The 23,944-nt window shown below is 69.2% G+C and carries 19 protein-coding genes; 9 read left to right on the top strand and 10 right to left on the bottom strand.

Annotation, left to right across the window (positions count from 1 at the left end; genetic code table 11):
- Position 1: 1 nt before the first annotated feature.
- The 5 genes from T328_RS02755 to T328_RS02735 are packed head-to-tail and all read right to left on the bottom strand — an operon-like array spanning position 2 to position 5,244.
- The gene (locus T328_RS02755; RefSeq protein ID WP_496494172.1) at positions 2-799 is read right to left on the bottom strand and encodes an ABC transporter ATP-binding protein; all 798 of its coding nucleotides are present in this window, start codon (positions 797-799) and stop codon (positions 2-4) included.
- A complete protein-coding gene (locus T328_RS02750) occupies positions 792-1,775 on the bottom strand; it encodes an ABC transporter ATP-binding protein (protein WP_496494171.1) in 984 nt (327 codons plus the stop codon). The genes T328_RS02755 and T328_RS02750 overlap by 8 nt, the downstream gene beginning before the upstream one ends.
- A complete protein-coding gene (locus T328_RS02745; protein WP_496494170.1) occupies positions 1,772-2,665 on the bottom strand; it encodes an ABC transporter permease in 894 nt (297 codons plus the stop codon). Before T328_RS02745 ends, T328_RS02750 begins: the two co-directional genes overlap by 4 nt.
- Positions 2,662-3,603, bottom strand: coding sequence for an ABC transporter permease (locus T328_RS02740; protein WP_496494169.1), 942 nt, complete (start codon positions 3,601-3,603; stop codon positions 2,662-2,664). Before T328_RS02740 ends, T328_RS02745 begins: the two co-directional genes overlap by 4 nt.
- A complete protein-coding gene (locus tag T328_RS02735) occupies positions 3,604-5,244 on the bottom strand; it encodes an ABC transporter substrate-binding protein (RefSeq protein ID WP_496494168.1) in 1,641 nt (546 codons plus the stop codon).
- Positions 5,245-5,390: 146 nt separating this feature from the next.
- Here T328_RS02735 and T328_RS02730 point away from each other — a divergent pair, with 146 nt between their 5' ends.
- Positions 5,391-8,243, top strand: a complete 2,853-nt coding sequence (locus tag T328_RS02730) for an aminotransferase class III-fold pyridoxal phosphate-dependent enzyme (protein WP_496494167.1) — start codon at positions 5,391-5,393, stop codon at positions 8,241-8,243.
- Positions 8,244-8,304: 61 nt separating this feature from the next.
- Here T328_RS02730 and T328_RS02725 read toward each other — a convergent pair whose 3' ends face one another.
- Together T328_RS02725 and T328_RS02720 are read right to left on the bottom strand one after the other, a co-directional pair.
- Positions 8,305-9,048, bottom strand: a complete 744-nt coding sequence (locus tag T328_RS02725) for a TetR/AcrR family transcriptional regulator (RefSeq protein ID WP_496494166.1) — start codon at positions 9,046-9,048, stop codon at positions 8,305-8,307.
- Positions 9,048-10,181 (bottom strand): phosphotriesterase family protein, encoded by a 1,134-nt coding sequence (locus T328_RS02720; RefSeq protein WP_496494165.1) that lies wholly within the window; start codon positions 10,179-10,181, stop codon positions 9,048-9,050. Before T328_RS02720 ends, T328_RS02725 begins: the two co-directional genes overlap by 1 nt.
- A gap of 123 nt (positions 10,182-10,304) precedes the next feature.
- On the opposite strand from T328_RS02720, the gene T328_RS02715 reads away from it, so the two are divergent.
- The 7 genes from T328_RS02715 (at position 10,305) to hglS (ending at position 19,266) form a co-directional block, all read left to right on the top strand.
- Entirely contained in the window at positions 10,305-11,162 is an 858-nt protein-coding gene (locus T328_RS02715) for an amidohydrolase family protein (protein WP_496494164.1), read from the top strand.
- A 50-nt stretch (positions 11,163-11,212) separates the two neighbouring features.
- Entirely contained in the window at positions 11,213-12,718 is a 1,506-nt protein-coding gene (amaB, locus tag T328_RS02710; RefSeq protein ID WP_496494163.1) for an L-piperidine-6-carboxylate dehydrogenase, read from the top strand.
- The gene (locus T328_RS02705; protein ID WP_496494162.1) at positions 12,718-13,569 is read left to right on the top strand and encodes a 3-hydroxybutyryl-CoA dehydrogenase; all 852 of its coding nucleotides are present in this window, start codon (positions 12,718-12,720) and stop codon (positions 13,567-13,569) included. The genes amaB and T328_RS02705 overlap by 1 nt, the downstream gene beginning before the upstream one ends.
- Positions 13,570-13,682: 113 nt before the next feature.
- The gene (locus T328_RS02700) at positions 13,683-16,541 is read left to right on the top strand and encodes an FAD-binding and (Fe-S)-binding domain-containing protein (protein ID WP_496494161.1); all 2,859 of its coding nucleotides are present in this window, start codon (positions 13,683-13,685) and stop codon (positions 16,539-16,541) included.
- Positions 16,538-16,672 carry a hypothetical protein gene (locus T328_RS02695; RefSeq protein ID WP_496494160.1) on the top strand — a complete coding sequence of 45 codons (135 nt, stop codon included), beginning with the start codon at positions 16,538-16,540 and terminating at the stop codon, positions 16,670-16,672. Before T328_RS02700 ends, T328_RS02695 begins: the two co-directional genes overlap by 4 nt.
- Positions 16,673-16,702: 30 nt before the next feature.
- Positions 16,703-17,863: a Glu/Leu/Phe/Val family dehydrogenase gene (locus T328_RS02690; RefSeq protein ID WP_496494159.1), complete on the top strand. Its 1,161-nt coding sequence runs from the start codon at positions 16,703-16,705 to the stop codon at positions 17,861-17,863.
- 11 nt (positions 17,864-17,874) lie between these two features.
- Entirely contained in the window at positions 17,875-19,266 is a 1,392-nt protein-coding gene (gene hglS, locus T328_RS02685) for a 2-oxoadipate dioxygenase/decarboxylase (protein ID WP_496494158.1), read from the top strand.
- Here hglS and T328_RS02680 read toward each other — a convergent pair.
- Both T328_RS02680 and T328_RS02675 read right to left on the bottom strand, forming a co-directional pair.
- On the bottom strand, positions 19,247-20,014 hold the full coding sequence (locus tag T328_RS02680) for an MBL fold metallo-hydrolase (protein ID WP_496494157.1): 768 nt from the start codon (positions 20,012-20,014) through the stop codon (positions 19,247-19,249). The genes hglS and T328_RS02680 overlap by 20 nt on opposite strands.
- A gap of 4 nt (positions 20,015-20,018) precedes the next feature.
- Positions 20,019-21,518, bottom strand: coding sequence for a GMC family oxidoreductase (locus T328_RS02675; RefSeq protein ID WP_496494156.1), 1,500 nt, complete (start codon positions 21,516-21,518; stop codon positions 20,019-20,021).
- Between the two features lie 47 nt (positions 21,519-21,565).
- Between T328_RS02675 and T328_RS02670 the strand changes: the two genes are divergently transcribed.
- The gene (locus T328_RS02670; RefSeq protein WP_496494155.1) at positions 21,566-22,225 is read left to right on the top strand and encodes a DJ-1/PfpI family protein; all 660 of its coding nucleotides are present in this window, start codon (positions 21,566-21,568) and stop codon (positions 22,223-22,225) included.
- Between the two features lie 458 nt (positions 22,226-22,683).
- On the opposite strand, the gene T328_RS02665 is transcribed toward T328_RS02670, so the two are convergent.
- Positions 22,684-23,934 (bottom strand): PP2C family protein-serine/threonine phosphatase, encoded by a 1,251-nt coding sequence (locus T328_RS02665; protein WP_496494154.1) that lies wholly within the window; start codon positions 23,932-23,934, stop codon positions 22,684-22,686.
- Positions 23,935-23,944 lie beyond the last annotated feature (10 nt).

The raw sequence follows: 23,944 nt of genomic DNA, 5'->3' as shown, positions 1-23,944 counted from the left end.
CCTAGCTCGTTCGCCGACTCTGGTGCCGGGGCTTCCATCCCGGCCGGGGGACGCTTTCACGCAGCAGACGGGTGTACGGGTGGGTCGGGTCGTCGAGGATCGTCGCCGTCGACCCGCTCTCCACGATGGTGCCCTCCTTCATCACCACGATCCGGTCGGTCACCTGGCGCACCACGGCCAGGTCGTGGCTGATGAACAGGTAGGCGACACTGGTCCTCTCCCGGATGTCGGCCAGGGTGTTCAGCACCTGGGCCTGGATGGAGACGTCCAAGGCGGACACTGATTCGTCGAGGATGACGATCCGGGGCTTCGCGGCGAGGGCCCGGGCAATAGCGACCCGCTGGCACTGCCCTCCGGACAGGTTCTGCGGGCGTGACTTGACCTGATGGTCGTCGAGACCCACCAGGTCGGCGAGCTCGCCCACCTCACGCGACCGGTCACGCGGGCTGGCGGGCCCATGGTGGCGGAGGACCTCGGCGATCGCGGCTCCAGCCGTCTGCCGCGGGTCGAGACTCTGGTACGGGTCCTGGAAGACCATCTGCACCTCCCGTCCCCGCCGTCGCCGCTCGGACGCCGACCGCGCGGCCCGGGTCCGGTCCACGCCACAAGCCCGGACCGTCCCCCGGGTCACCGTCTCGAGGCCCACGACCATCCGGGCGACGGTGGTCTTCCCCGAGCCGGACTCGCCCACGACACCCAGGGACTCCCCCGGCATCAGCGAGAACGAGACTTCCTCGACGACTGTGTTCGCGCCGAAGGTCTTTGTCAGTCCAGCGACCTCCAGGATCGGCTCAGACACGACCCGTTCCTCCGTTCAGCTCAGCCGCGTAGTGGCATGCAACCGAACCAGGCCCGCTTCCGGGCATCGCGGGTCGCTCCGCGCGACATCGCTCAGTCGCGAACCCGCACCGCGGTTCGAAAGCGCAGCCGCCGGGCACCTGGAAGGCGGCGATCGGCCGCCCAGGGGTGATCGGGAGCCGGTGGCTCGTCGTGGTCAGGCTGGGCCGCGCGGCGGTCAGCGACTTGGTGTAGGGGTGCCGCGGGTCGTCGTGCAGATCCTCCGAGGTCTGCACCTCGATGACCTCGCCGGCGTACATCACCGCGGTTCGGTCGCACACCGCGGCAGCAAGGTCGAGATCGTGGGTGACGAGCAGGAGCGCCAGTCCCAGGTCCCGCCGGAGGCCGTCGATGATCGCCATCACGTCCGCCTGAGTCGTGACGTCCAGCGCGGTGGTCGGCTCGTCGGCGAGAAGTAGGTCCGGCTCGACCAGGAACGCACTCGCGATCATCACCCGCTGCAGGAGACCTCCGGAAAGCTCGTGCGGGTACTGGCGCAGCCGACGGCCGGCCTGGGAGACCCCGACGTCGTCCAGTACCCGGACTGCGCGAGCCTCGGCCTCGCGGCGCCCGACCCCCCGGTTCAGCCGGAGTGCCTCGGTGAGGAAGTCGCCGACGCTGCGGACCGGATTGATGTGCGCCCGCGGGTCCTGGAAGACCAGCGCGGTCCGGGCACGCGCCGCCCGCATGGTCGTCGCGTTGCAGCCGAGGAGTTCGGTGCCGTCGAAGAGGATGCTTCCCTCGGCCCGGGCACCGGCAGGCAGAAGACCGGCGATCGACCGCACGGTCATCGACTTCCCGGAGCCGGACTCGCCGACCAGGCCGAGGGCCTCCCCGGCGTCGATGGCGAAGGCGACGTCACGCAGGATGCGGCGCTCACCCTCCCGGGACCACACGGTGAGGTTCAATCCCGAGACGTCCAGCAAGTGCCCCGTCACGACCGCCCCTTTCGCGTACGACGCGGCCTCAGGGCGGCCGACTCGACGCCCGCGAGCCGCTCCCCCAGCACATTGACCGCGACGACGAGGAGTACCACGCAGGCCCCGGCAGAGAGAGCTTCCATGGGATGCCCCTGTAGGACCCCGGACTGGCCGCTCCCGACCATCACCCCCCAGTCGGCGTTCGGGAACTGAACACCCAGCCCGAAGAACGAGAGGACGGCGAGGTCGACCATCGCGTAGCCGAAGAACAGCGTCGCCTGCGCGACGATCAGCGGCGCCATGTTGGGCACCAGATGGCGCCGCCAGATGGTGGTCGCTCGGAAGCCCTGGATCTCGAGCGCGCGCACGTAGGCCTTGCTTCGCTCGGTCACGGCGACGCTACGCATCACCCGTGCCACATAGGGAACGTAGGCGGCCGCGAGGGCAAGCGCCGCCGTCCAGAGCCCAGCCCCGAACACCGCAGTGACCAGCATCGCAAGCAACAGGCCGGGGAAGGCGAACATGATCTCGAGGGTGGAGGACACCAGGGAGTCAAACCAGCCACCGGTCCACGCCGCGAGGACGGCGACGACCACGCCGACCGCCATGCTGATCACCACGACCGTGAGCGGCCCGAGCAGCGAGCTGCGTGCGCCGGTGAGCAGCCGGGAGAGTATGTCCCGGCCCTGGGCGTCGAAGCCGAGCAGGTGCTCCGGAGAGGCCCCGCCGAAGCTGCGCGACAGGTCCGAGGCATTCGGGTCGTACGGCGCCAGCAGCGGACCCAGCAGCGCCACCAGCACGGCGAGCACGACGAACACCAGTGCCGCGGTGCCGAGGCCGCCGAGGGCCGGCCGGTCCGGACGCCTCGTCGGCTCCGTGTCCGGACGGCCGAGATCGATGGCGCTCATCGCTGTCCCAGCCTGATCCGCGGATCGATCAGGGCCACGGCCACGTCGACCACGGTGTTCACCAGAATGAACGCGACCACCATCACCAGGCAGATGCCCTGGACGACGGCCAGGTCCTTCGACAGGGTCGCGTTCACCAGGTACGCACCGAGCCCGTTGAGGCCGAAGCTCCGCTCGACAACGGCGGCGAGCGGGATCAGGGACGCGACGGTGATACCGGTCAGCGTGACCATCGGGCCCGCCGCGTTCCTGATGGCGTGCCGCCACACGACCAGCGGGTAGGCGATCCCCCTGCTGATCGCGGTCTGCACATGCTCACGGGCAAGCTGTTCGCGTACCGTGGCCCGGGTCACCCGGGCGAGGCTGGCTGCGGCGGCAGCTGCCAGCGCAAACGCCGGAAGGGTCAGGTGCTGCACGCTGTCGAGGAAGCCCGATCCGGCCCCGAACGCCGGGAACCAGCCGAGCCCGACCGCGAAGACCGCGATCATCGCGATGGCGGCCACGAACGGCGGCACCGCGACCATGACAGAGGTTGAGACGACCACCGCGGAGTCCACCTTTCGGGGCCCGAGTGCACCGATCATGCCCAGGGCCAGTCCGATCACGATGATGATGAGGGTCGCGTAGGCGACCAGGAACAGGGTCGTACCGACCCGGGCGGCGATCAGGTCGGTGACCTCCTGCCGCAGGGTGATCGACATCCCGAGGTCACCCTGCAGGGCGTGGCCGACCCAACTCGTGTACTGCTCCATGAAGGGTGCGTCGAGCTGGTAGCGCTCCTTGAGCACAGCGACACTCTCCGGGGGCAGCGACCGCCCCGCGGCCAGGGCCGCGATCGGGTCGCCGGGCGCCATGCGGACGCCGGAGAAGACAACGAAGCTCGACACGACCAGAGTCACGACCAGCATCGCCAGCCGTCGGAACAGGTACCTGGCCAATTAGCCCACAGCCCCGAGGTCGGTGGCCCACGGCGCGAAGTAGTGCTGCGAGGTCACGGTCGCACCGGTCAGGCGCTTATTCATGACGAGCACCGTGTCCGGCGCGACGATCGGGATCCACGGGAGGTCTTTGGCGAGGATGGCCTGTGCCTGGACGACGAGGTCCGCCCGCTTCTTCGGGTCTGCCTCGCTGCGGGCCTGCTGCAGGAGCTGGGCCACCTCCGGGTTGTCGTACTTGCCGTAGTCCTGCTCCGCACCGGGGACCGCGAGGGACGACTGGAGCCGGCCTGGGTCGGCCCAGGTCGGGAAGTTGGTGGTGAAGAATCCGTCGACCTTGGCGCGGACCTTGGCGTCCAGGAAGAAGCCGCTGTAGGCGTCGGCGGACAGGGGGTACAGCTTGACCTTCAGGCCGATCTTCTCTGCCGCCGCCTTCATCGCGCTCGCCTCGGTGGCGAGTTTGTTGATCTCGTTGCTCGTACCGATGGTCAGGGTTTCGCCGGTCACCCCGGCCTTCTCGATCAGTGCCTTTGCGGCCTTCAGGTCGACCTTCGGCTCGGGCAGCGCGTCCCAGGCCCGGGCGAAGGTGTCGCGCTCGTAGCCCCAGGTGCCGGGGCTGCCGATCGCACGGGCAGGCTGCGCGGTGCCCTTGTACAGAGCCTTGACGTAGGAGTCCCGGTCGAAGGCCAGGGACAGCGCCCGCCGTACCCGGGTGTCCTTGAGCAGTCCTCGGGTCGTGTCGGCGACGACGAAGGCGTCGATCGTGTACGACGGACCGCGGTAAATGTCCACGGTGCCGCTGTTGGTCACCTGCTCCAGGGTGCTCAGGGGGAGTTCCAGGTAACTTCCGTCGACCTCTCCGGTCTGCAGTGCCGAGGTCAGGGTCGCCTCATCGGGAATGCCCTTGAAGTTGACCTTTTGGACGAGCACTTCGGCGTCTTTGTCCCAGTAGTTCTCGTTGGCCACGACCGAGAGGACGTCACCCGTCCGCCAGTCGTCGAGCTTGTACGGACCGGTGCACATCTCGCCGCCCTTGGGCGTGCCGTAGTCCTTGCCCGTCTCCTCGACGTACGACTTCTTCACAACCACGCCGGCCATGAAGGAGAGCGCGCTCTGAAGCCAGTAGTCGGGCTCGGTCAGCTTGATCACAACGGTGCTCTCGTCCTTCTTGCTCACCGACTCGATGCGGTCGAGCACAGTGCTCCAATAGCCCCCGAGCGCCGGGTCGATGTTCCGCTGGATGCTGAACACGACGTCGTCGGCGGTCATCGGCGACCCGTCCGCGAAGGTCACGTCGCCACGAAGCGCGATCTCGGCGGTCGTCGGTTGCGGGAAGGTGATCTTGGTGGCCAGACCGGGGACGACACTACCGTCGGGCTCCTGTTTGAACAGCGACTCGCACATCAGGCTGGTCACGGTGAGCTCTGGATAGTCGCCGGCGGTGATCGGGTCGATCGATGTCGGGGCGCGGTACAGCGCCCAGGTGATCTCGTCGACGGGGCCGGTTCCGGGCTTGGTGGTCGTCGCCAGGCTGCCTGCGGCGGAGGGCACGTCCCCCTCTCCGGGGGTGGAGGAGCAGGCGGTGACAGCGAGCGACAGGGCAAGCGCCGCAGCAGCGGCTGCGATGGGGCGAAGGTGCTTCATGCGGACCTCTTCATACGGCCGAGACCAGGCACTAATTAGTCGAACGATCGCTCAAGCCCAGATGATTGTCAACTCCCTCGCGGCTTTGACGTCCTGCACTTTTTGAGCGAACGTTTGACCAATACCTTGGCTCAGGAGGCCCCGGGATGAAGACACACGAGGAACTGGCGGCCACCGTCGCCGCGACCGTTTTCGGAGTTCACGGCAGTGCCCGTCGGCTCGATGGGGAGTCGGATCTCAACTACCTGATCGAGTCCGGCGCCGGAGAGCGCCACGTGCTCAAGCTCCACCACCCGGCGACCGATCTCGCCGTCCTCGACATGCAGAACCAGGTGCTGCTACACCTTGCTTCCGGCCTCGCTGGAGCAGCGGTCCCGGCACCGGTCGAGACGACCCCCGGCACGAGGGTCGCGCACGCTGTCTGGGTCGACGGACTCCGCCCAGTTCGTCTCCTGACCTGGATCAGCGGCTCACCGTGGACTACAGCCGACGCGACGCCGGCACGGCTGGAGGACCTCGGCGCGCGGTTGGGAACGCTCGACCGCGCACTGGCCGACTTCACCCATGCGGCCGAAGGACGGAGCGACCTGCTCTGGCGGATCACCGCTGCGAAGGAGGTCGCGGCGCACGTCGAAGAGGTGCGGGACGAGATCCGCGACCTGGTCCGCCCGGTCTTCGACCGGCATGTGACCGAGGTGGAGCCCGCCCTGGACGCACTTCCGCACCAAGTGATCCACCACGACGTGAACGAGAACAACATCATCCTCGGGCCCGACGGGACCGTGTGGGGGTTCATCGACTTCGGGGACGTGGCTCGGGTGCCGCGCATCACCGAGCTTGCGGTGGCCTGCGCCTACGCTCTGCAGGGGTTCTCCGACCCTGCGGACGCCATCGTTCCGCTCGTCGCCGGCTACCACCGCACCAACCCGCTCCAGGCCGATGAGCTCGAGGTACTCGTGCCGCTGGTGCAGCTGCGGTTGGCCACCAGCATCACCATGTCGGCCCATCAGTTCGCCCGCTCCCCCGGCAACGAGTACCTCCTGATCAGCCAGGCCGGAGTCGAGGCCGCCTTGGCCTCCTTGGCGGGAACGGACGCCGACATACTCCGGAGCCGGGTGCGCGATCCGCTCGGCTTCGAAGCCGTCCCCGCCGCGCGCACGATCCGGCAGTACTTCGAGTCCGGCCGCGCGCGTCCGGCGCCGATGATCGCGGCGGTCGATCGGCTGGCAGCCGACCTCGGCCACCCCTACGGCGCCACGACCGCGAGCGACCCAGGCTCAGTGCATGTAGACCGCGGCATCCCGGTCCTGCCCGGCGCCGCGGTTTCCGCTCCGCTGGACGTCACTGTCGTCGCTGTCGGCAAGGACGAGGTGATGCTCCGCCACCGGAGCGACGACGGCATCGAGCTGTGCCTGGCCGTGAGCGGACTGGACCTCGGCGACGCCCCTCCTGCCGTCGGGACCACTGTGCACGCCGGGACCCTCCTCGGGCACGCCGCACCCGCGCCCGCCCCGGCCTGGGCAGTCGACGAATTTCCGCACGGCGTCGTCCGCGTGCAGTTCCACACATTGCCCGCCCACGGGGGCAGCGGCTTCGTCCCCGCCGTGCCGGCCGTGGAGTTCGACCTCTGGCGGAGTGTGCACCCGGACCCCAACCTGCTCGTCGGTGACCGCCGGCCGGCACGCAAACGCCCGGTCCGGGAGGACCGCGGACTGATCCGTCGTCGGCGCACCAACTTCAGTCCGGCCCTCGGCCTCTCCTACGCCGATCCCGTCCGCGTCGTCCGCGGTGAGGGTGCCCACCTCTTCGACCGCGGCGGGAACCGGTGGCTGGACCTGGTCAACAACGTCTGCCACGTCGGCCACTGCCACCCGCGGGTCGTGGCGGCCGCCACCGACCAGGCGAAGGTCCTCAACACCAACACCCGCTACCTACATGAGTCCATGGTCGAGTACGCGCGCCGGCTCATCGAGCTCTTTCCGGACCCGCTGCACGTGTGCTTCTTCGTCAACTCGGGATCGGAGGCGAACGACCTGGCTCTCCGACTGGCCCGCGCGCACACCGGCCGCCGGGACGTGCTCGTGCTCGATCATGCCTACCACGGCAACCTGACATCGCAGATCGATCTGAGCCCGTACAAGTTCAACCGGGCCGGTGGTCTCGGCCAGCCCTCTGGCACGTGGGTCTGCGAGCTCCCCGACATGTACCGGGGCCGCCTGCGCGACCTGCCGCCCACCGCCCAGGGCGTGGCGTACGCCGGTTCTGTGGCCGAGCAGCTGCACTCGATCCGCGGAATCAGCCGGGGACCAGCAGCCCTCTTCGTCGAGTCGCTGCAGAGCTGTGGCGGGCAGATCGTGCTCCCTCCCGGCTACCTCCAGGAGGCGTTCGCCCTGGCACGGGCCGAGGGAGCCGTGACGGTGGCCGACGAGATCCAGGTCGGCCTCGGCCGGGTCGGCAGCCACGTCTGGGGCTTCGAAACCCAGGGTGTCGTCCCCGACATCGTCACCCTCGGCAAGCCGCTCGGCAACGGCTACCCGCTCGCCGCGGTGGTGACCACCCCGGAGATCGCCCGCTCGTTCGAGACCGGCATGGAGTGGTTCAACACCTTCGGCGGCAACCCGGTCGCCGCGGAGGTCGGGCTCGCCGTTCTCGACGTGCTCCGCGACGAACGGCTGCAGGCCAACGCCGTCGATCGCGGCGCCGAGCTCATGGCGGGTCTGACCCGGGCCTCAGTCAGCCACCCGCTCGTCGGTGACGTTCGAGGCCAGGGCCTGTTCATCGGGATCGAGCTGAGCCAGGAGGACCGGGTCCCTGCGCCCGCGCATGCGCGGGCCCTCAAGGAGGCGGTCAAGCGACGTGGCGCGATGGTCTCCACCGACGGACCAGACGACAACGTCATCAAGATCAAGCCGCCGATGGTGCTGACCCGGGAGGACTGCGCCTGGTTCGTCGGGGTCTTCGAGGAGGCGCTGGCCGAGGTGGAGGAAACACTCGGCTGAACACGCCGGCACGACGGAGGGGCCTGTCCGGGGGCATCCCGGGCCAGCCCCTCCCAGCCGTTCAGAGGCCCTTCGGCTTCGAGCGCGGCTCGATGCTGAGGTCGATCCGCTCGCTGAGCACGGACGGCGCCCCGAGCTCCAGACTCGCGAAGTCAACCGGTTTACCGTGGCGGCTCGCCCCGAGGAGAGCCAACGCCATCGTCGCGAAGTCCGCCCCGAGGTCCGCCGCTGTCAGGGCACCGCGCGGGTTGTACCAGTGCGCGATGCCGGTGGTCATCTGAAGCAGCGCCAGCCGAGCTGTCGGTCCACGGTCGGCAAAGGTGCCATCAGCGACGCCGGCGTCGATCGTCTCCGCCCAGAGCTTCTCGTAGGAGTCGCGCATCTTGAGCACACGGCGCTTGGTCGGGCCGGAGAGGGCTCGGAACTCGTGGTCTGTGACCCGGGCGGCACGCGGGTTGCTGGTGTGGAACGCGACGTGTGAACCGACCAGCATGGCGAGTCGCTCGGCGGGGTCGTCGACATCGGCGACCGCCGCGTGTCCGGCGTCGTTGAGCACCGTCAGCGACCGAACCATGATCTTCTCGAGGAGCTCGTCCTTGGAGGCGGCGTAGTAGTACATCGCCGAGACCGCGACGTCGGCAGCGTCGGCGATGTCCCGGATCCCCGTGCCGTGGAAGCCGCGCTCGGAGAAGAGCCAGACCGAGGTGCGCAAGAGGTTGAGCTCGGTCTGCTCTGAGCGCACCCGCTTGCTCCCGGCTGCCCGCGCCCGGCGCGTCGACGTCTGTCGTTCTGCCTGCGAGCCCATCAGGCGCCCATCTCCATTCCGAGTGCTGCGACTGGGTTGTCGTGGGTGAGCATCCGAATCTGCTCCTCCTGGAGGCCCATCCGGCGCATCAGCGGGATCACGTTCTCCAGGATGTGCGTATATCCGGGGCCACCGTACTTGCGCAGGTACACCTTCTGACAGATGTCCTGCGACAGGAGTAGCCGGTCAGCATGTCCGGCGTCGAAGAGGTCGAGGACCCACTCGATACGGCTCCGGTCGTTGGGGCGCCGCGCGTCCAAGTTGAAGGCGTAGTAGCTGGACTCCTGGCCGAAGAGGTCGAGTTCCACGTAGCAACCGGTCCCGGCCAGCTCGCGCAGCGCGGCGGGCTCCCAGATCGTCCGGTCGACGTGGGAGATGATCGTCCGGCTCGGGTCGCCGCCAAGATCGGCCACTGCGCACATCGCCTCGATCGGTGCCCTCGGGTCACGACCGGGGTGAAGCTGAAGACACGCCCCGGTGCGGATCTGGGCGCGACAGGCTGCGTCGAGAACCTTCCGTTCCGTGGGATGGACAGGGTGGCTCAGCCCGACCTCTCCGATGATCCCGGCTCGGATCCCGGTGTCGCCGACGCCCACCTCAACGTCCCGGACGATCGCGTCGGCGATCTGCTCGACGTCCTGGTCGTCGAGCCCGGGCGGGTGGTACTGGCGCGTGTAGTAGGTACTGCCCATGACAATACTGACTCCGCTCGCCCGGGAAACGGACGCCAGACCGACCGGGTCACGGCCCATCCCGATCGCGGACGAGTCCACCACCGTACCGCCGCCCGCGGCGCGGTACCGACTCATCTCCTCAACGGCGTCGTCCACGCTGGTCAGTTGGAGGTTATCCCGGTTGACCACGTCTCGACGGATCCGGTCGTAGGTCTCCAGGGTGATCGGCGCGTCGATCAGGTATCGCGCTGACGCCGGAGTCTCGGCGGCGACACGGCTCATGGGACGGTCAGCGGCCGCCGTGGCCGGCCAGACCGCATCCACCCCCCACGGCTTGACGATACCGGACATATCGCACAATACATGCTCGTGCGGCTGGACATGCCCGGCCTCGGTGGCCGGGATGTCGCCCAGCACGGTCCTGACCGCCCGGTCGTCTGCACTATTGGTGGTCGTCACCCTCAAAGTCTATCGAACGTTCGCCTAATTCTCAGCAGGTGGGGCCACCGCTTGACAGTCGAGCGCCCGATCAATTTAACTTCTCGAACGACCGATCAAAATTTGAGGAACTGAGGTCCGCCGATGGAGCTGATTGACGCACGGGTCCGCCTGCCGGAGGATCTGAGGGGCCGTGCCCCCGGAAGCTCTTCGCCACTCCTCCACGAGCAGTACGACCGCGTACTCGACCTGTCGGCGAAGACCGCGGCGGGCACCTTCGACGTCCTGATGAACGACCTTGACGCGTCGTCGGTCTCCCGGGCGGTGATCCATGCAGAGTACGAGGACAGAGCCGACGCGGCCAAGCTCAACGAGGCGGTCGCAGCACTGGTCACGAGGTTCCCGGAGCGGTTTCGCGGTGTCGGCACCATCGACCTGCCGCTGGAGACTCCGACCGCTGCGGCCCGGCAGGTCGACCAGATCCACCGGATGGGCCTGCTCGGCGTCAACATCCAGCCGACATTCTTCAACATGGACATCGACGACCGGCGGCTGTACCCGGTCTACTCCCGGGCCGAGGAACTCGGGTTGGTCGTCGCCCTGCACACCGGGATCAACTACTCGCGGATGAGCCCCATGCGCCACGAGCGGGCCGAACTCCTCGACCAGGTGGCATGCGACTTCCCCTCCCTGAGGCTCATGGCCTGCCACTCCGGCTGGCCCTGGGTGAACGAGTTCTGCGCCGTCGCCCGGCGGCACCCGACGGTCTACCTCGAACTCGGCGGCCTGGCCCCCCGGTACGTCGGTCAGCGGGGCACCGGCTGGGAGGTGCTCTTCACGTACCTGCCCAAGCTGCTGACCAACCAGGTGCTTTTCGGCACCGACTGGCCGGTGATGCCCTTCGCGCGCGTCATCGACGAGTGGCGCGGCCTCGGCCTCGATGAGCCGGTGCTCGAGCGCCTTCTCGGCGGCAACACCCGCGACCTGTTCTGGACGACCTGATCCGCTCCGCCCCGACCACCTCCGCGCCAGGAACGAGGACCCTGACCCCGATGACCGACCTGCGCGATACCACGACCGACATCCTCCGACGGCTCGGAGCAACGGACCCGTTCGCAGACGACGGCGACCTGGTCTGCCGGTCGCCGATAGACGGCGGCGAGCTCGGCCGGATCCGCTCGCAACCACGGGACCAGGTGATGAGCGGCATCGAAGACGCGCGATCCGCCTTCGCCACCTGGCGCTCGGTGCCTGCGCCAGTCCGTGGCGGACTCGTACGCCAGCTCGGGCTCCTGCTACGCGAGCACAAGGAGGACCTGGCCACGCTGGTGACGATCGAGACCGGCAAGATCCTTGAGGAGGGTCGTGGCGAGGTCCAGGAAATGATCGACATCTGCGACCTCGCCGTGGGCCTGTCCCGCCAGCTCCACGGCCTCACCATGGCCACCGAGCGGCCAGGCCACCGGATGATGGAACAGTGGCATCCGCTCGGTGTCGTCGGTGTGATCTCCGCCTTCAACTTCCCGGTCGCGGTCTGGTCCTGGAACGCGGCGATCGCACTGGTGTGCGGTGACACGGTCGTCTGGAAGCCGTCCGAGAAGACCCTGCTCAGCGCTGTCGCCGTGTCCGCGCTGCTCGAGCTGGCGCGCGAGCGCGTCGGCGCCCCGGCGGGCATCGCGACACTCGCCCTGGGCACCTCGGAGGCCGGTGAGGTCGTCGTCGACCACCCGGACGTGGCGCTCGTCTCCGCCACCGGCTCTTCTCGGATGGGGAAGGCAGTCGCACCACGGGTGGCCGCTCGACTGGGACGGGTGCTCCTCGAACTCGGCGGGAACAACGCCGCGATCGTCGCGCCGTCGGCGGACCTCGACCTCGCCGTCCGCGGCATCGTCTTCTCGGCCGTCGGGACCACCGGGCAGCGGTGCACCTCGTTGCGCCGGGTGATCGTGCATGAGTCCGTCCGCGACGAGTTGGTCGCTCGCCTGATGAGTGCCTACAAGTCGTTGCCCATCGGCTCGCCTCTCGACCCGGCGGTGCTCGTCGGCCCGCTCGTGGACGACGCTGCGGGAACCGGTTTCGACGACGCGATCAGCCAGGCCGTCACGGACGGCGGCACCGTACTCACCGGTGGTACCCGCGTCGTGGAGAGCGCTTCCGGCTGCTACGTCAGGCCGGCCATCGTGCAGATGCCCGCCCAAACCGAGGTGGTCCGGCAGGAGACGTTCGCACCGCTGCTCTACGTGCTCACGTACCAGGACTTCGACGAGGCGGTACGGCTCCAGAACGACGTGCCCCAGGGCCTGTCCTCCTCTGTCTTCACCACCGACGTGCGCGAGGCCGAGCGCTTCTTGTCGGCAGCTGGCTCTGACTGCGGGATCGCGAACGTGAACATCGGACCGTCCGGCGCCGAGATCGGGGGCGCATTCGGCGGCGAGAAGGAGACCGGCGGCGGACGCGAGTCGGGCTCGGACGCTTGGAAGAGCTACATGCGACGGGCAACGAACACCGTCAACTACTCCGCTGACCTCCCACTCGCCCAAGGCGTGGAGTTCGTCTGATGGAGCCGTCAGTGGTCGGAGTCATCGGCGGTGGCGTCATGGGCTCAGGCATCGCTCAGGTCTTTGCACAGCGGAGTCTCCACGTTGTGCTGGTGGAAATCGATGACGCTGCCTGTGGGTCCGCAGTCGAACGGTTGCGGACCTCGCTGGCCCGGTACTCCGCGAAAGCCGGCACCATAGCCTCGGATGAGGCTGTCGCTCCGGTATTGGATCGAATTCGCGCAACCACCACACTTTCTGATCTCCGGGAATGCGATCTCATCGTGGAAGCGGCGCCCGAAGTCCAGAGCCTGAAGGTCGAACTCTTCCGTGAGCTCGGCCAGGTGACGACTCCAGGTACCGTCCTCGCCACCAACACCTCCTCAGTGCCGATCATCCATCTCGGGACGGCTTCGGGCCGCGCCGAGGATGTGATCGGCCTGCATTTCTTCAACCCAGTTCCGACGATGCGCCTGGTGGAAATCATCCCCTCGGTGCTTACAGCGCCATCGCTGGTCGAGCGCATGCAAGATCTCGTGCTGAACGTGTTGGGAAAGTCCCCCGTTCTGGCCAAGGATCGAGCTGGCTTCCTCGTGAACACGCTGCTCGTCCCTTACCTGCTCGCAGCCGTACGGATGTACGAGGCGGGTGGTGCGACGGCTGAGGACATTGACCGTGCGATGACCCTTGGTTGTGGCCACCCAATTGGGCCTCTTGCCCTGTGCGACCTGATAGGACTCGACACAGTGGAAGCAATTGGCCATTCGATGTACGAGGAGTTCAAGGAGCCGCAGTACGCACCTCCCCCGTTGCTCAACCGAATGGTCGCTGCTGGACTCCTGGGCCGAAAATCGGGACGCGGATTCTACTGAGCCGCGCGGCGCTTCCGCCTGTGCATGGTCCCGGTTCGGTCGAACGACGGGCCGCGCGGCCCGCCAGATTGTGTTCACGATAAATCGTTCGATCAATTCCAGGGGGCGTCGCGATGCCACACCACGAGCCGGACAGTCGGGATCTCGCCCACGCACTCCGCGCCACGGGGATCCGGGACGTACTCGACGCGCCCGTCGACACGGCCGCCTACTCCAGCGACGCGTCGCTCTACCGGGTCCGGCCCGCGGCAGTCGTGCGGCCCCACGACCACGACGAGGTCGCCGCCACGCTGGCGGTCGCGCGCAGCCTCGAAACCGCAGTCACCGCCCGGGGCGGCGGAACCTCGATCGCCGGGAACGCGATCGGACCGGGGATCGTCGTCGACTTCAGCAGGCACATGAACCGCGTTCTCGACCTCGACCCGGTTGCTCGGACCGCTCGCGTGCAGCCTGGCACCGTCCTCGACGTCCTCCAGTCAGCAGCAGACCCGCACCGCCTCCGATTCGGACCCGACCCGTCGACCGCCAGCCGCTGCACCATCGGCGGCATGATCGGGAACGACTCCTGCGGGTCTCGCTCGGTAGCCCACGGGCGGACGGCCGACAACGTCCGCGGCCTTCGTTTCCTGACCGCCTCGGGGGAGACGGTCAACACCCGCCGTACCGCCGACGGACCGACACACCGCGGGTTCGAGACCGGACGTGCCGCGCTGACCGACTTGGTCCGGTCCGACCTGGCAGCGATCCGTACCGAACTCGGCCGGTTCCCACGACAGATCTCCGGGTACGCGTTGCACCGACTCCTCCCCGAGCACGGCTTCGACCTCACCGGTTTCGTCGTCGGCAGCGAAGGGACCCTCGGCATCGTCACCGAGGCCGAGGTCGACCTCACCCCCGTTCCTCGAGAGCGGGTGCTCACCGTGCTCGGGTTCAGCGGGTTCGCCGAGGCGGGCGACACCGTACCGGCGATCCTCGCGCACCGGGTCACCGCCTGCGAAGGTCTCGATCGCCGGATCGTCGACATGGTCCGCGCCCGGATCGGGTCAGGGTGGGTCCCGCCACTGCCCCGGGGCGACGCCTGGCTGCTCGTCGAGCTGTCCGGCGACGATCGCACCGACCTGCACGCACGGGCCCGGGCGCTCGTCGAGGACGTCGCCCCGGTAGACCACGTGCTGTTGAGCGACCCTGCCGACGCCGCGCGGATGTGGAAAATCCGGGCCGACGGCGCTGGCCTCGCCGGTCGTGCTCCTTCCGGCAAGCCGGCGTGGGCCGGGTGGGAGGACGCCGCCGTGCCACCGGAGCACCTCGGCACCTACCTGCGTGACTTCGAGCGGCTCCTCGACCACCACGGACTGACCGCGATGCCGTACGGACACTTCGGCGAGGGCTGCATCCACGTGCGCCTGGACTTCGACCTGGTGACCGGCGACGGACGCGCGCGGTTCCGCACCTTCCTGGAGGAGGCAGCAGCGTGCGTGGTCGGCTACGGCGGCAGCCTCTCCGGCGAGCACGGTGACGGCCGGGCCCGCAGCGAGCTCCTGCCCGCCCTCTATTCACCCGCGGTCCTGGACCTGTTCGCACGGGTCAAGTCCATCTTCGATCCGACCGGCCTGCTGAATCCGAACGTCCTGGTTACACCCGCCCGGCTCGACGACGACCTGCGACTCGCCGTCAGCAGACCGCCCCGCGGAGAGCTCGCCTTCGGCTACCGGAAGGACGGCGGTGACCTGGCTCAGGCGGTGCACCGCTGCACCGGCGTCGGGAGCTGCCGAGCGCCCCATCACGGTCCTGGCCAGGTGATGTGCCCGTCGTACCGGGCTACCCGCAACGAGCGCGACTCCACCCGCGGCCGCTCGCGACTCCTCCAGGAGCTGATGCGCGGAGATCTCAGCGACGGGTGGCGGTCGGCCGAGCTGCACCAGGCGCTCGACCTCTGTCTTGCCTGCAAGGGGTGCGCGTCCGACTGCCCCTCCGGGGTGGACATGGCGACATACAAGGCGGAGGTGCTTCACCAGGGCTACCGCGGCCGGTTGCGGCCGCGCAGCCACTACACCCTCGGCCGACTGCCGCAGTGGCTCCGGCTCGGCCGCAGGATCCCGCGCCTGCTGAACCAGCTACTCAGGTTCGCACCCGCCCGCCGTCTCGCCCTCTCCGCAGCCGGCGCCGATCCCCGCCGGGGGGTACCGCCATTCGCTCCGCAGACGCTGCGGTCCTGGTACCGGTCCCGACCCGCGCCGTCGACGCCGGGATCGGCCACCACCCGGGCGGTCGTCGTCTTCGTCGACTCCTTCACCGACACCTTCACCCCCGAGGCCGGACAGGCAACGATCCGGCTGCTCGAGTCGGCCGGCTTCCAACCGCTGCTTTCCTCGCCGTCGGCCTGCTGCGCGCTGACCTGGATCTCGACCGGTCAGCTCGACCACGCCCGGGAACGGCTCGGGTCCACGGTCGACCTGCTCCTGCCGCACGCACTCGCGGGAACGCCGATCGTCGGGATCGAGCCCTCCTGCACAGCAGTCCTGCGGCGCGACGCCGTCGAGCTGCTGGGGACGCAGGCCGCCCGCGACGTCGCGCTCGCGACCCGCACCGTGGCCGAGCTGCTCAGTTCCATGGACTGGGAGCCGCCGAACCTGACAGGCACGACGGTGCTTGCACAACCCCACTGCCACCACCACGCGGTGATGGGCTGGGAGGCCGACGCCGCCCTGCTCGCACGGTCCGGGGCGGAGGTGGTCCAGGTCGGCGGGTGCTGCGGCCTGGCCGGGAACTTCGGGATGGAGCGCGGGCACTACGACCTGTCCGTCCAGGTGGCCGAGCTGGAGCTCCTCCCTGCGGTCCGCTCCCTCCCTGAGGACGCCATCGTGCTCGCCGACGGGTTCTCGTGCCGCACCCAGCTGCGCGACCTGGCCGACCGGCCAGCGGTCCACCTCACCCAGCTCCTCCAGGCCGCGACGACGCGGACCGGGGCATGATGCTCAACCCCGTGCTCCTGCGCACCCTGGTCCAGGTGGTCCGGCACGGGTCGCCGTCGGCGAGCGCCCTGGCCCGGATGGTGACCGAGCGGTCCGGTGTCCGGGACGGCGCCTCGCTCGTCAGGAGCTGATCACCTACAACGTAAGGAAGCGCTAACGACATGCATGCAGAGATCCTCGCCTCGGTCGACGACTGGGGCCCCGAGAAGGTGGTCTGCGTCTCCGACCACCGCTCAGGAATGCGCGGTGTCCTGGTCATCGACAACACGGCCCGGGGCGCGGGCAAGGGCGGCACCCGGATGAGCCCGACGCTGAGCGTCTCCGAGGTGATGCGCCTGGCGAGGACGATGACCTGGAAGTGGGCGGCGGTGGACCTGTACCACGGAGGCGCCAAGGCGGGTCTGCTCGGCGACCCGCAGGGCCCGGACAAGGAGAAGCAACTACGCGCCTTCGCGCGCGCCCTTGCCAACGAGGTGCCCGCGGAGTACGTCTTCGGGCTCGACATGGGGCTCACCGAGCGGGACGCCGCGATCTTCGTCGACGAGCTCGACTCGCGCGGGGTCGCCGTCGGTCTTCCTCGCGAGCTCGGCGGACTCCCGTACGACCAGCTCGGCGTGACCGGCTTTGGTGTGGCGGAGGCGACCGACGCGGCCGCCGCGCGGATCGGTCTGCCGCTACCCGGGGCACGTGTCGCGATCCAGGGGTTCGGCGCGGTCGGCCGGGCGGTGGCCCACAGGCTCACCGCTCTCGGTGCCCTCGTGGTCGCGGCGTCGACGGTGGACGGCGCCGTGCTCGACCCGGACGGCATCGACCTGGCCCGCCTGGATGCGTTGGCCGCCGAGCACGGGGACGGCTGTGTGACAGCCTACGGGTCGGTGCGCCCCCCGGAGGACGCGATCACCGCTCCGGCGGAGATCTTCGTCCCGGCCGCGCTCCAGGACGTCGTCCATCCGACCCACGCGCGGCGGATCAGTGCGAAGCTGATCGTCGAGGGCGCCAACATGCCGGTGACGGCGCCTGCCCTGCAGGAGCTCGACCAGCGCGGGGTCACGGTCGTCCCCGACTTCATCGCCAACGCCGGCGGGGCAATCGCCGCGGCGCATTCCATGGACGCACGACTCTCCCCGTTCCCTGTCGACACGGAGAAGGTTTTCGCCACGGTCAGCGCCAAGATGCGGGCCAACGTGGCGTCCGTCCTCGAGCACGCGGCGCGCTCCGGCACGACGCCCCATGTCGCCGCCCGGAACCTGGCCCATGACCGGGTATTCCAGGCCATGGAACTCCGCGGTCAGGCGCCCTCCCGGACGGCGGCGGCACGTTGAGCGCCGGGCACGTGACACCGACCGAGCTGCGTGCCCGTTTCGCGCACCGGCTGTCCGCCCTGTACGGCCGGGAGGTGCCCGCGTACACGACGCTCGTCGAGGTCTCCCAGGAGGTCAACGAACGGGCCCTGCACCGGGACCCGCTGGGTGCCCAGCACCTGGGCTCGATCGACCGCGTCACTGCCGAGCGGCACGGCGCCATCCGAGTCGGGACTCCGCAGGAACTGGCCCAGGTGGCCCGCGTGTTCGGCGCGATGGGGATGCACCCCACCGGCTTCTACGACCTCCGCGACGCGCACCCTCATCCGATCCCGGTGGTGTCGACAGCGTTCCGACCGCACTCGCGTGAGGAACTGGCGGCCAACCCGTTCCGGGTCTTCACCTCGCTGCTGGCCGTGAGCGACCGGCGCTTCTTCAGCGCCGATCTCGCGGGCCGGCTGCGGAACTTTCTCCATACCCGCCGCCTGTTCAGGGACGACCTCCTCTCGCTGGCAGACCGCGCCGTCGCGGATGGTGGCCTCGGGAACTCGGACGCCGAGGTCTTCCTCGACCTCGCGATCGGCTCGTTCGCCCTCTCCGGCGAGCCCGTCGACCGCGGCTGGTACGAGGAGCTGGAGGCGGTCTCAAGCGTCGCGGCGGACATCGGCGGGGTGCGCAGCACCCACATCAACCACCTGACGCCACGGGTCCTGGATATAGACGACCTGTACCGATCGATGTCGGTGCGCGGAATCGAGATGATCGACGCGATCCAGGGACCTCCCGCGTGGAACGGGCCTGACGTCCTCCTGCGCCAGACCTCGTTCCGGGCCCTCGCTGAGCCACGACGCTTCCGCGAGGACGACGGAGCCATCACCACCAGCAGCCTGCGGGTCCGGTTCGGTGAGGTCGAGGCCCGCGGCATCGCCCTGACGCCCGCCGGCCGGCAGCGGTACGACGAAGTGACCGTTGCGGTCGACGACGCTCGTGCCGCGCGACCCGACGCCGACCCTGCCGCCGTGGCCCGGGACACGTGGAACGCCCTCCTGCCGATCTCGGAGACCGACTGGCACGCCCAGGACCTCGCGTTCTTCACCTACGAGATCACCCGGGGAGCGGCGCCGAGCGGTCCGAACGAAGCCGACTTGGAGACCTTGCTGCGGCGCAACCTGGTCACGGTCGCGCCGATCGTCTACGAGGACTTCCTGCCCCGTTCGGCCGCTGGGATCTTCTCCTCGAACCTGACCGGCACCGGGTCCGTGGACCATGGCCAGGACGGCTTCGGCCTGGACACCGCCTGGCTCTCGGACGTGGTCGGCGCGGAGATCCCGGCACCCGAGGACCTGTACGGCGTCGAGCGACAGGAGTCGCTCGACGCCGTCAGGCTCCACTTCGGGCTGCGTCCTACCTCGCGATTGCACTGAACTCGAGTCGCTGGCCGTCGGCAGGGACGTGCACGGTCACACCGGCACGCTCCGTCGCAGCCAGCAACTCGCCGCGCCCGAGACCGCAGTGGTTCAGCGCCTCCAGGTGGACGGCGACCACTACGGTCTCGGGCATCGCGGTGGCAACCTGGATGACGTCCGCAGCCGACATGGTGATCGGGTCCCCGTATTCCATCCGGGCCTCGCCGCTGTTGACCACGGTGACCCGCGGCTGGTGGCCGCCGAGGGCGGTGTGAACCTCCTCGCACCAGACCGTGTCGCCGGCGACGTACACGCTGTCCTCGCCGACGCTGAGCACGTACCCGGACACCGGTCCCATCAGGTTCGCGGTCTCGCCGGTACCGTGCTGGCCACCGGTGCGCACGAGGGTGACGTGCCCCAGACGTGCCTCGGCCTCGACCGGCCGAACGTCGCCCGCGCCGCGCTCGCACAGCTCAGTCTGGTCCTCAGGCTGGCAGAAGACCGGGATTCCGGCCGCCGCGATCAGTGTCACGGCCACGTCGTCGATGTGGTCGACGTGGGTGTGTGTGAAGACCACCGCGTCCGCGCGCGCGACGACCTCCTCCGCGGGGATAGGCAGCCCGACCAGGGGCCAGGTGCGGGGGTTGGTCGTGCCCTCGACCGGGTCATAGGCGTCCTGTTCGCCGAGCAGCGGGTCGACCAGGACGGTCAGACCGTCCAATTCGACCAGGACGGTCGCGTGCCGGATGTGGGTGATGGAGTTCAACGCGTTACTCGATTCCGTGGGGTGGAGTGAAGGCCCGGCCGACGAGGTCGTCGGAGAGCCGGTCCGCCAGGAGTGTGGTGGGCAGGTGGGTCGTGGCGCGGGGCACCTGCGGAAAGACGGAGGCGTCGACGACCCGGATGTTCTCGGTCCCGTGCACGCGTCCGTGCACATCGACGACGGCCCCGGCCGCCGGGTCGATCCCGAGGGCACAGGTACCTGCTGGGTGCCAGTAGTGGAAGAAGGTGTGGTCAGACCCCGAGGACCGGTCGGCGACAAGGTCGTTGAGCAACGGAGCGAACGACGTGGTCGCGCCCAGGGCACGGACGAAATCGAGGCCTGCCCGGAGGGTTGCCACGTCGGTCCCTGCCGGGTCGGTCATATAGGCGTGCTCCAGGTGGGAGCGCACCGCCGGGTCCGTGCTCCGCAGCCGGAGTCGGCCACGAGACCGCGGCACGACCGCACCGGCCGGAAGGACGCACTCGAGACGATCGCCGGCATGGTCGGTGTACGGGAAGACATGCAGGTCGTACGGACCGGTGCCGGCACCGCTGTCCACTTTGCCGATCACCTGCTCGTCGGGCGCACGGCGTTCGGCCTCGAACGCCGCCATGTCCCGCACCAGCGCGGCACTGGCCTCGAACCGCACCTCGACCGTCGGATGGTCGTGCAGGTTCGCCCCGACCCCCGGAAGGTCGACGGCCACACCGATGCCGAGGTCCGCCAGGTCGTCCGCGGGCCCGATCCCGCTGCGGAGCAGTATCTCCGGGCTGCCGTAGGCACCCGCGCAGAGCACGAACACGGCCGCTCGCACCATCTCCGGCTTCCCGGCTTCGTCCACACAGAGGGCGGCCACCGCGGTGGTGCCGTTCAGGATGAGCCGGTCGACGGTGGCGCCGGCCAGGATCTCGAGCCGCTCGCTGCCGCGGACCTCGTCGAGGTAGGTGAAGGCGTTGTTCCAGCGCACGCCTCCCGGTGAGTTCATCGGCGCCGGGCCACAGCCGGAGCGTCCGTCCAGGTCGGCCAGGTCGTCAGTGCGCGGGACACCCACCTCGTCGAAAGCGTCGATCAGCGCCGACTGGAACGGAGTCAGCTCGGCGTCGCGCGGGACCGTCGCACGGCCGACGTCCAACGAGTCGCGAACCCGGGCGTCCAGCTCACCGTGTCCCCAGGCGATGCCGAGCGCCTCGTAGTCCGCGCGCAGGCCGCTCGTCTGGGAACAGCCGTTGTGCGCGGTGCAGCCGCCGATCACCTTGGCACGGCCAAAGTGCCAGGTCCCGCCGTGCCCAGGCCCGGAGTAACCCCAGTCGTGGCTGGTCGGGAGGGTATCGGCATTCAGCAGGTCTGTCGGCCACAGGCCGGACACACGTGCCCCGTAGTCAGGGCCTGCCTCGACCAGGACGACCGTGCCGCCACCGGCGTCCAGCACCTTCCGGGCGACCAGCGAACCGGCCGCGCCGGCTCCGATCACCGCAACGTCGGCAACTATGGTTCTCAGCCTCTTCACGAGCTTAGACTTTAGTCGAACATTCGATCAACTTCGAGAGGTTTTCCATGCGCATCGCGATCGTGCTCTACGAAGGCTTCACCTCACTCGACGCGACGGGCCCGTTCGAGGTCCTGTGCCGTCTCCCGGACGTCGACATCGCCTTCGTCTCCGCCACGGGCGGGATGGTCGTCGCCGACCAGACACGGTTCGCCCTGCCGTCGTTGCCGCTCGCCGAGTTCACCGAGCCGGACATCGTTGTCGTCGCGGGCGGCAGCTCGACTCAGGGCCTACTGGAGGACGAGGACGTGCTCTCCTGGGTCCGCACCGCGCACGAGACGACCCGGTGGACGACCTCAGTCTGCACCGGTTCTCTGGTCCTCGGCGCCGCGGGCCTGCTCCGCGGCGTGCCCGCGACGACGCACTGGTACGAGCTGGAGAGCCTGGCTGTCTTCGGGGCGACGCCGACGGCCGAGCGCGTCGTGGTGCACGACCGGGTGATCACCTCGGCCGGCGTCTCGTCCGGCATCGACATGGCCCTCATACTCGCCGAGAAGCTTGAGGGACCGGCATACGCGCAGTCCATCCAGCTCGCCATCGAGTACGACCCCCAGCCTCCGCATAACGCGGGCTCGCTCGCGGTCGCACCACCCGAGGTCGCCACCATGGTGCGCCGTGTCTTCGAGGAGCACTACGGCCCGACCTGGGCAGAGCGGGTCGCGCCGTAGTACTCCAGCAGCGGTTCGTGTCCTGAGCTGTGACTTCGGTAGTGGCAGTGGCGGGCGATGGCCTGGCGGCGTCTTCGCCAGGCCGACCAGTTCAGTGCGTGAGTGACGGGATCGTGGGCGGCTCGGTGGTGGGGTAGGAGAGCGTCCAGGAGTCGCCCTATCTCTGCCACGGTGAGCGGGATGAGGGCCGATCCGTTTCGCGCCGGAGGAGATCGAAGCGGCGCTGATCGCAGGTTCATCGTTGCGGGTGACGTCCCCGATCGGGCGGCGGCTACACCGCCGAGCCGAAGCCAGTGACCTCGTCTGGCAGGACGTGCTGGCCGTCAATGGCATTCGGGACCGCAGAGTCGGGATGGATGCCGTGGCGGCCGTCTGCGGCCACCGGCAGGGCAGCAGTTCGGGGCCGCGGAGCTGCTGCTGGCGGAGTAACGCCGTCGTCGGCGTCCGTGACCTACCCCTCACAGGCGGACGATGATCAGGGCGATGTCGTCACGGGCGCCGCCGGCTACGCCGAGGCGGGCGAGCAGAGTGTCGGCGAGGCGTTCGGTGGCGGCGGTGCTGTAGCGGGCGAGTGTGTCTGTCAGCCGGTGCAGGCCGGCGTCGATGTCTTCGCCGCGTCGCTCGATGAGCCCGTCGGTGTACAGGACGAGGGTGTCGCCGGTGCGGTAGGGCAGGCTGGCGTGGGGTCGCGGGATGTGCCGGGGGCGTGTGCCCAGCGGCGGGTCGGTGGCCCTGTCCAGCAGATCGCAGGTGCCGTCGGGATGGAGCAGGATCGGCGGGAGGTGGCCGGCGCTACTGTAAGTGATCCGGTGGCCGGCGGGGTCGATGACGGCCTTGACGGCGGTGGTGGCCAGCGCTCCTTCCACGGCGTAGGAGTACAGGTCCAGGAGATCCAGTGCCTTGCCCGGTTCGCGCAGTGCCCGGACCCCGGCGGACAGTGCGCTGCGCAGCATGCCCATGGTGGCCGCGGCTTGAAGGCCGTGCCCGACGACGTCGCCGACGGCGACGGCGAAGCCGTTGTCCGGGAGGTCGATCACGTCGTACCAGTCGCCGCACACGTTCAGGGAGCCGGAGGCGGGCAGGTAGCGCACGGTGATGTGCTGGTGGTGTGCCAGGTCCGGTGAACGGAGCATGGTCTCCTGCAAGGTCACGGCAACCTGCCGTTCCCTGGCGTGGGCACGGCGCAGTTCCTCGTTGAGCCGCTGCAGCTCTCGTGCCCGCACGTACAGTTCGGCGTCCATCGCCTCCTGTTCGCTGAGGGCGCGGTCCTGGGCGTCGTCGGCGGCGGACTGAGCCGCACGGGCCAGGATGAACGGGGTCACGTCCTCGACCCGGTGGATGATCCACGCGACCTGCCCGTCCGGCCCGAGGACGGGGGTGTTGATCGGAGACCACCACCGCTCCTCGAACGTCCCCGGCCGGCCGGGGCAGGGGATGTCGTACTTCGTCAGCGCCATGGTGTCCGGCCTCTTCGTGCGCAGGGCCCGGTGCAGCGAGGCGTCCAGGTCCCGCATCCCGGTGGCGTGCGGGTCCGCCGGATTGCGCGGGAAGGCGTCGAACAGGTACTGGCCGATCAGGTCTTCCCGGCTCCGGCCGGTCACCTGCAGGTACGCCTCGTTGACGTCGACGATCACCAGATCGGGGCGCAGCACCAGGTTCGCGTTGGGCACGGCCATGAACAGCGCCTTGTAGTCGATCTGCGAGGTCACAGGCCTCTAC

It is taken from the genome of Streptomyces sp. CNX435 (genome assembly GCF_059570575.1).
This window is presented reverse-complemented; position numbering and strand designations above follow the sequence as displayed.

Coding starts and splice junctions, on each gene's coding strand:
- T328_RS02745 (WP_496494170.1), bottom strand. CDS start 2,665: ATGAGCGCCATCGATCTCGGCCGTCCGGACACGGAGCCGACGAGGCGT.
- T328_RS02695 (WP_496494160.1), top strand. CDS start 16,538: ATGATGCTCAACCCCGTGCTCCTGCGCACCCTGGTCCAGGTGGTCCGG.
- T328_RS02725 (WP_496494166.1), bottom strand. CDS start 9,048: ATGGGCTCGCAGGCAGAACGACAGACGTCGACGCGCCGGGCGCGGGCA.
- T328_RS02705 (WP_496494162.1), top strand. CDS start 12,718: ATGGAGCCGTCAGTGGTCGGAGTCATCGGCGGTGGCGTCATGGGCTCA.
- T328_RS02730 (WP_496494167.1), top strand. CDS start 5,391: ATGAAGACACACGAGGAACTGGCGGCCACCGTCGCCGCGACCGTTTTC.
- T328_RS02670 (WP_496494155.1), top strand. CDS start 21,566: ATGCGCATCGCGATCGTGCTCTACGAAGGCTTCACCTCACTCGACGCG.
- amaB (WP_496494163.1), top strand. CDS start 11,213: ATGACCGACCTGCGCGATACCACGACCGACATCCTCCGACGGCTCGGA.
- T328_RS02690 (WP_496494159.1), top strand. CDS start 16,703: ATGCATGCAGAGATCCTCGCCTCGGTCGACGACTGGGGCCCCGAGAAG.
- T328_RS02715 (WP_496494164.1), top strand. CDS start 10,305: ATGGAGCTGATTGACGCACGGGTCCGCCTGCCGGAGGATCTGAGGGGC.
- T328_RS02735 (WP_496494168.1), bottom strand. CDS start 5,244: ATGAAGCACCTTCGCCCCATCGCAGCCGCTGCTGCGGCGCTTGCCCTG.
- T328_RS02700 (WP_496494161.1), top strand. CDS start 13,683: ATGCCACACCACGAGCCGGACAGTCGGGATCTCGCCCACGCACTCCGC.